The organism is Herbaspirillum sp. LeCh32-8 (assembly GCF_017814915.1).
In the GTDB taxonomy this organism is placed as follows: Bacteria; Pseudomonadota; Gammaproteobacteria; order Burkholderiales; family Burkholderiaceae_D; genus Herbaspirillum.
This window is the reverse complement of the sequence record NZ_JAGIPZ010000002.1, coordinates 584,668-591,199: the sequence shown is the minus strand read 5'-3', so window position 1 is coordinate 591,199 and position 6,532 is coordinate 584,668. Positions and strand designations below refer to the sequence as shown.

The 6,532-nt window shown below is 65.1% G+C and carries 7 protein-coding genes; 3 read left to right on the top strand and 4 right to left on the bottom strand.

Annotation, left to right across the window (positions count from 1 at the left end; translation table 11 throughout):
- Positions 1-593 precede the first annotated feature (593 nt).
- The gene (epsC, locus tag J8I26_RS07720; protein WP_209605772.1) at positions 594-1,532 is read left to right on the top strand and encodes a serine O-acetyltransferase EpsC; all 939 of its coding nucleotides are present in this window, start codon (positions 594-596) and stop codon (positions 1,530-1,532) included.
- Between the two features lie 21 nt (positions 1,533-1,553).
- On the opposite strand, the gene J8I26_RS07715 is transcribed toward epsC, so the two are convergent.
- Positions 1,554-1,709 (bottom strand): hypothetical protein, encoded by a 156-nt coding sequence (locus tag J8I26_RS07715; RefSeq protein ID WP_209605770.1) that lies wholly within the window; start codon positions 1,707-1,709, stop codon positions 1,554-1,556.
- 117 nt (positions 1,710-1,826) lie between these two features.
- Positions 1,827-2,993, bottom strand: coding sequence for an MFS transporter (locus J8I26_RS07710; RefSeq protein WP_209605768.1), 1,167 nt, complete (start codon positions 2,991-2,993; stop codon positions 1,827-1,829).
- Positions 2,994-3,069: 76 nt separating this feature from the next.
- Here J8I26_RS07710 and J8I26_RS07705 point away from each other — a divergent pair, with 76 nt between their 5' ends.
- Entirely contained in the window at positions 3,070-3,954 is an 885-nt protein-coding gene (locus J8I26_RS07705) for a LysR substrate-binding domain-containing protein (protein WP_209605766.1), read from the top strand.
- Between the two features lie 134 nt (positions 3,955-4,088).
- On the top strand, positions 4,089-5,216 hold the full coding sequence (gene ssuD, locus J8I26_RS07700; protein ID WP_209605764.1) for an FMNH2-dependent alkanesulfonate monooxygenase: 1,128 nt from the start codon (positions 4,089-4,091) through the stop codon (positions 5,214-5,216).
- A 294-nt stretch (positions 5,217-5,510) separates the two neighbouring features.
- Here ssuD and gcvH read toward each other — a convergent pair whose 3' ends face one another.
- Entirely contained in the window at positions 5,511-5,888 is a 378-nt protein-coding gene (gcvH, locus tag J8I26_RS07695; protein ID WP_209605763.1) for a glycine cleavage system protein GcvH, read from the bottom strand.
- 29 nt (positions 5,889-5,917) lie between these two features.
- Complete coding sequence (locus J8I26_RS07690; RefSeq protein ID WP_209605761.1) at positions 5,918-6,520, bottom strand: peroxidase-related enzyme; 603 nt, start codon at positions 6,518-6,520, stop codon at positions 5,918-5,920.
- Positions 6,521-6,532: the final 12 nt, after the last annotated feature.

The following is a 6,532-nucleotide window of genomic DNA, read 5'->3' as shown; positions in this document are numbered from 1 at the left end:
CGCTGATCGTCAGCGAGCTGGTCGCGGTGGCGGCGAAGGAAGCAGGTGCGCTGGAAGCCAGGACGACGGCGGCGATGGTGGCGCAGACGAAGCGATTTTTCTTGGCAAAAAACATGTTTCTCTCCAGTGGGTCCCTGCGCTGTCCTCGCCCTGTGCGAGAACTTCTGTGTGCAGCGGGTATGGAGACACTTTAGTTTTTTGTTGATCCGCCAAGTATCGGGGGGATCCTGAGAACCTTGCCGGATGCGTCAGGAAATTCCCTAGTTACGCAAAAATGACACAACGGCGATACGCCGACGCTCTCACGACTCATCGCCGACGCCCGCCTGCAGCAAGGCTTGCAGACAAATTCACGCTGGCGCATATCGATATTTCCAAAGAGCATTGGCGTAACTTTTGCGCAGCGGTTAAAGTCTTCACCAGAGTCGATTCAACGCGCAGCGCCACTTTTCAGATAGAACTGGGCGCTGCGAATCGCTCTCCCCTCTTCTTCCAATGCAGCGCTTGCCAGCCCGGGCAAGCACCAGAAGTTGCCGCACAGACAATGCCGTAGCCGGCCGACGCCCTCCGCGCATTTTTGATAGCATGCCGGCATGGATACCTCCAACACCCCCGAACTGAGCGCCTTGGTCGATACCGCAGGGTTGGGCTTGTCGGCTGTCGTGGCCGGGCTGCGCACCTCGCGTGAAGTCACCAACAAGATCCGCTATCGCGGCGAGATCCGCGAGCTGCCCTCGCGTGAGGCGATGCAAAAGCTGCTGCAGAACCTGCAGGCGGCGCTGTTCCCCACGCATTACGGCCACACCGACCTGTCCGACGAGACCATCGACTTCTTCGTGGGCAGCCAGCTCAACGCCGCGCTGTGCACGCTGCGCGAACAGGTGCGCCGCGGCTTGTACTTCGCGTCGGACGAACCGCAGGACGAGGAAGAGCTGCGCGCCCGCGCCGCCGTCATCACGCGCGACTTCGCGCATCAGCTGCCGGCTATCCGCGACATCCTGGTCAGCGACATCCAGGCGGCTTATCACGGCGATCCGGCGGCATCGAGCATTTCGGAAATTCTGCTGTGCTATCCGGGCACCACGGCGATCATCTATCACCGCTTGGCGCATGCGCTGCACAAGCTGGGTTCGCCACTGCTGGCGCGGCTGATTGCCGACATCGCGCATTCGGCCACCGGCATCGACATCCACCCGGCCGCGCAGATCGCACCGAGCTTCTTCATCGACCATGGCACCGGCGTGGTGATCGGCGAGACCACCATCATCGGCCGCAACGTGCGCCTGTACCAGGCCGTCACGCTGGGCGCCAAGCGCTTCCCGTCGGAGCCGGACGGCTCGCTGGTCAAGGGCATCCCGCGCCACCCCATCGTCGAAGACGACGTGGTGATCTACGCCGGGGCGACGGTACTGGGTCGCATCACCATCGGCCAGGGATCGGTCATCGGCGGCAACGTCTGGCTCACGCACAGCGTGGCGCCGGGCAGCAATGTCTCGCAGGCCGAAATGCTCAGCGAGTGCAAGAAGCTGTAAGAGGAAGAATGCGGCCGGCGCTCAGCCGGCCAGCGGAAAGGCGCGCTGCAGGAAGAACAGCGCGCCCAGCAGCGCCAGGCCGATGAAGAAGATGGCTGCGACCAGTTTCTTCTCGGTCGGCTGCATCGGCTCCAGCGCCAGGGCGCCGAGCTCCTGGAAGAGGTTGGGATCGTTCATGCGGGCTCCGGGTCCGGTTGCGATGACCCATCCTAAGCAAATCCACCCGCGCGGGGAACGAAGCGATCTGCGCATGCATATCCGGACGCCGCATAAGCCCGCCCCTGTCGGCTCCCCCTATTGCTTGAGCGACGTCTGCGCCACCCGCGCGTGGGACGGCTCGCGCCCGCACGCCACCGCCGCCAGCGCCAGCGCCGCGGCCGACACGCTGTAGAGCCACAGCGAGGACATCACCGGCAGCAGCAATCCCGCCAGCATCGGCCCCATGCCGGCGCCGATGTCGCGCCAGATGGCGCGCCCGGCCAGCGCATGCACGCGCTCCGACGGCGGCGTACGCGCGGCCACGATGGGCGGCAGCAACGGCAGTTGCAAGGCCCGCAGGATCACGATCAGGCCGGCGAACAACCACAGCAGGCCGCCCCCGAATCCGACCAGCGCCGCGCAGGTCGTCAGCGACAGCACCACCAGCACCTTCACCGCGCCGAAGCGCTCGGCCAGCCAGCCGCCCAGCGGACTGAGCACGATCTCGCCGAAATAGCGCAGCGCCATCAGCACACCGGCGATCAGCTCGGCATGCTCCGAGAACGACTGCTTGCTCATGTAGGCCAGGCCGACGATAAACAGACCGTCCAGCGTCAGGCCTTCCAGGAAGGACCACCAGTCCAGCGCGTTGGGCATCTTCCAGCGGCGCGCCGGCAGCGGCGGATAGGCATGCTGCGGCAGGCGACGCGCGGCGAACAACCCGATCACCGCCGTTAGCGCCACCAGCGCAAACACCGGGCGCGGCCCGTAGTGACTGGCCAGCAACGCCGCCAACGGCAGCCACAACATTGGGCCGATGGCGATCACGCCTCGCGAGCGCCCCGAGCGACGCGCGGCGCCAATCGGGTTGGAAGTCGACATGGCTTGGGTCGACAGATTCAGGCCGGCGAAGGCCATGCCCCACAGCAGGCGCAGCGGCAGCAGCGCCCAGAAACCGCTGGCCACCGTATAGCCCAGCGCACAGACGATGGCTGCACACACCGCCCAGAAGCAGGTCGGACGATCGCCGCGCTGCGAGTAGAAGCGCGTCACCCAGCGATAGCCGGCGATGCGCACCAGCCGGTTGGCCGCCAGCAGAACGCCGACCTCGGCCAGGCTCACATGGAACTGCTCGGCATACATCGGCAGCAACAGGTAGAGCACGATATCGCAGGGCAAGGCCGCCGCCAGCGACATGGCGGCGTGGCGCGAATCGAGGTCGGCGCGTTTGAGATCGGCCTGGTACGGGTCTGGATGGGTCATGGGTGGCATCATGCGACGCGCGCGCGGGACCTGACAAACGATATTAATTCCGATCATGCGTGATAAAATCTGACGCATGGCCGAACACACTCTCCCGCTCAACGCCATCCGCGCCTTCCTCGCGGCCGCGCGCCACCAGAGTTTCACGCTGGCCGCGCAAGAGCTCAACGTCACGCACGGCGCCGTCAGCCGGCAGATCAAGAACCTCGAAGACTACCTCGGCATGCCGCTGTTCGAGCGCCGCATCCGCCAGGTGCTGCTGACCGAGCGCGGCCGCCAGTTCTTCGACGAAGCCAGCCCGGCGCTGGACATGCTCGCCGGCGCCGCGCGCCGCGTCATGCGCGACGCCCCCACCCGCACAGTCAACATCAATGTGCGCCCCTCGTTTGCGGTGCGCTGGCTGATTCCGCACCTGGCCGGTTTCGTAGAGCGATATCCCGGCATCGAACCGCGCGTGGTCACCAGCACCGCCATCGTCAGCCGCGCCCCGGCGCCGTTCGATATCGCCATCCGGCGCGGCGAAACCAACTGGCCGGAGAGCCTCAAGGTGCAGCGCTTCATGGAAGACGAACTGTTGCTGGTGGCCTCGCCGGCGCTGCTCAAGCAAACCCCGCTGGCAGACGCCCGCGCGATCGCCGAGCACACCCTGCTGCTGTCACGCAGCCGGCGCGGCGACTGGGAAGAATGGAAGAAACTGGCCGGCCTGAAGCGCTCGAAGCAGCAACCCATGCTGCACTTCGATCACGTGCACTTCGTGCTGCAGGCTGCGGTGGACGGCCTGGGCCTGGCATTGTCGCCGGTCTCGCTTGCCGACAACGACCTGCGCTCCGGCCGACTGGTATGTCCGCTGCCCGAGCTGCGCCTGCCGCTGGCCCCCTACTACCTCGGCCTCGGCGCGCAGGCCGGCGCCGAGGCGCAGCTGTTCGCCAAGTGGTTGGCGGAGAACCGCGTCATCAGCTGATGCGGCCTGCTGCATTTTCCTTCTGAGCTAATGCGAAAACATTCTTGGGCAGCAGCCCGGGGGCGGCGATCTAATAACGGATCGGCCGCCCGCGCGGTCCCTCCCTCAATCGCATCGGCAAGGAAACACCCCGCATGGCCACCGACATCTTCTGGTTCCTCCCCACCTCCGGCGACACCCGCTACCTCGGCACTTCCGATTTCGGCCGTGCGCCGACCATCGACTATCTGCGCCAGATCGCTGTCACCAGCGAAAATCTCGGCTACGACGGCCTGCTGATTCCCACCGGCGCGTCCTGCCTCGACCCGTGGGTGGTGGCAGCCAGCCTGGTGCCGGTGACCCGGCGCATCAAGCTGCTGGTGGCGCTGCGCACCTCATTGGGCGGCCCCGGCCCGTCGGCGCGCCAGGCGGCGACGCTGGACCAGGCCTTGAACGGACGGTTGCTGATGAACGTCGTGCCGGGCGGTGACGCCACCGAGCTGGAAGCCGACGGCGTGTTCCTCAAGCACGACGAGCGCTATGAAGCCGCCGATGAATACCTCACCATCTGGCGCCGCCTGCTGCAGGGCGAAACAGTGGATTACGAAGGCAAGCATTTTCGCATCAGGAAAGGCCAGGTGTTCCACCCGGCCGTGCAGCAGCCCTATCCGCCCCTGTACTTCGGCGGCTCCTCGGAGGCCGCGCACGAGCTCGCGGCCAAGCATGTGGATGCCTATCTGACCTGGGGCGAGCCGCCGGCGGCGGTAGCGCAAAAAATCGCCGACGTGCGCGCGCGCGCGGCCAAGCAAGGCCGCACCGTGCGCTTCGGCGTGCGGCTGCATGTGATCGTGCGGGAAACCAACGATGAAGCCTGGGCCGATGCCGAACGCCTGATCAGCAAGCTGACCGACGACGACATCGCCAACGCGCAGAAAAACTACGCGCGCATGGACTCGGTGGGACAACAGCGCATGGCCGCGCTGCATGGCGGCCGGCGCGACAAGCTGGAGATCGCACCCAACCTGTGGGCCGGCGTGGGATTGGTGCGCGGCGGCGCCGGCACCTCGCTGGTGGGAGATGCACAAACCGTCGCCGAGCGGCTGCAGGAATACGTGGACCTGGGCGTGGACACCTTCGTGCTGTCCGGCTATCCGCATCTGGAAGAATCGATCCGCTTCGCCGAACTGGTGTTCCCGCTGCTGGGAAAACGATCGGTCACCTTGCGTGACCGGGCGCAGACTGGCGGCGCATTCGATATCCGTGCGGCGCGTTCGGCATCATGAGAGCATTGATGGTAACGGTTGTCTTGCCCCGTCACCATCGATGCGCGACGAACGACGCTGGATCCCGGCCTTTGTCGGGACGACGCGGTGGATGTAGCTTGAACCGATGAAGCTTGAAGCCACCACTGAACTGCCGTCCCTGCGAAAGCAGGAACCCAGTGCCGTTAGCTGACATCGCCCGGCTTGGCTACCTCCGCCAACGCACAACGAACGACATTGGGCTCCTGCTTTCGCAGGAGCGACGGTGGAAGTGCGGGAGCAACGACGGCTGCGCAGAAACGACGACAGGTCGAATCAGGAAACCAGCTTGATATAACCTGCCGCATCCAGGAAGCCTTCTTGCGAGAACGGCGTCGCCGGCTTCAGCTTGAAGATCCACTGGTCGTAGGGCGCGTCGTTGATGGCGTCCGGCGTGTCGGCCAGCGTCTCGTTGATGGCCACCACTTCGCCGTCCACCGGCGCGTGCAGGTCCGAGGCCGTCTTGTTGGACTCGACGATGCCGCACTCGCCACCGCGCTTGAACTGCTTGCCGACGGCCGGCATGTCCACATACACCAGCGTCCCCAGCTGCTCCTGGCCGAAGTCGGTGATGCCGACGACCAGCGTGCCGTCGTCCTCCACCTTTACCCATTCATGAGTTTCTGCATAGACGAGATGATCGGGAATCAGCATGGGGTCTCCTTTGCGTTGGTCATCAGAAATCAGGCTTCAGCCTTGCTGCCGTCCGGGAACACCGGCTCGCCCAGATTCAGCATCAAGCGGTTGGCCCAGGCGAAAATGGCGATCGAGTGGATCAGGTCCAGCACTTCGATGTCGGTCAGGCCGACGTCCTTCAGGGCCTTGATCTGCTCGGGACGCACGTCGTCCGGGCGCTCGGTCAGGTCGATCGAGAATTGCACGATGGCCTTCTCGCGGGCGTCGATGCCGGAGCCGTAAGGGTTGTCGAACACCTGCTGCACGGTGTCGTTGCGCTTGGCGTATTGCTCGAAACGCTGGGCGTGCACCGAGGCGCAATACACGCAGCCGTTGATGCGCGACACCACCAGCGAGCCCAGCTCGCGCTCGGCGCGCGACATGCCGCCGGGAGCGTACATGATGGCGTTGAAGGCGTTGGAGCGCTGGCGCAGGATGTCGGGCTGGTGCACCAGGAACAGGTAATAGTCCGAGGTCTTGGCCTTGACGTTGCTCTCTTCCAGCACCTTGATCTGGTCTTCGGTGGCGCGGTCCAGTTCGACCACGTCGAGCCAGGCGTCCCACTCCAGCGATTCGTTGGTGAAGCCGTGCGATTTGACGATCTCAGTCATGTCCGTTCCTTT

Excerpts from the sequence above, each read along its gene's own strand:
- epsC (WP_209605772.1), top strand. The coding sequence starts at position 594 with ATGGATACCTCCAACACCCCCGAACTGAGCGCCTTGGTCGATACCGCA.
- J8I26_RS07715 (WP_209605770.1), bottom strand. The coding sequence starts at position 1,709 with ATGAACGATCCCAACCTCTTCCAGGAGCTCGGCGCCCTGGCGCTGGAG.
- J8I26_RS07710 (WP_209605768.1), bottom strand. The coding sequence starts at position 2,993 with ATGACCCATCCAGACCCGTACCAGGCCGATCTCAAACGCGCCGACCTC.
- J8I26_RS07705 (WP_209605766.1), top strand. The coding sequence starts at position 3,070 with ATGGCCGAACACACTCTCCCGCTCAACGCCATCCGCGCCTTCCTCGCG.
- ssuD (WP_209605764.1), top strand. The coding sequence starts at position 4,089 with ATGGCCACCGACATCTTCTGGTTCCTCCCCACCTCCGGCGACACCCGC.
- gcvH (WP_209605763.1), bottom strand. The coding sequence starts at position 5,888 with ATGCTGATTCCCGATCATCTCGTCTATGCAGAAACTCATGAATGGGTA.
- J8I26_RS07690 (WP_209605761.1), bottom strand. The coding sequence starts at position 6,520 with ATGACTGAGATCGTCAAATCGCACGGCTTCACCAACGAATCGCTGGAG.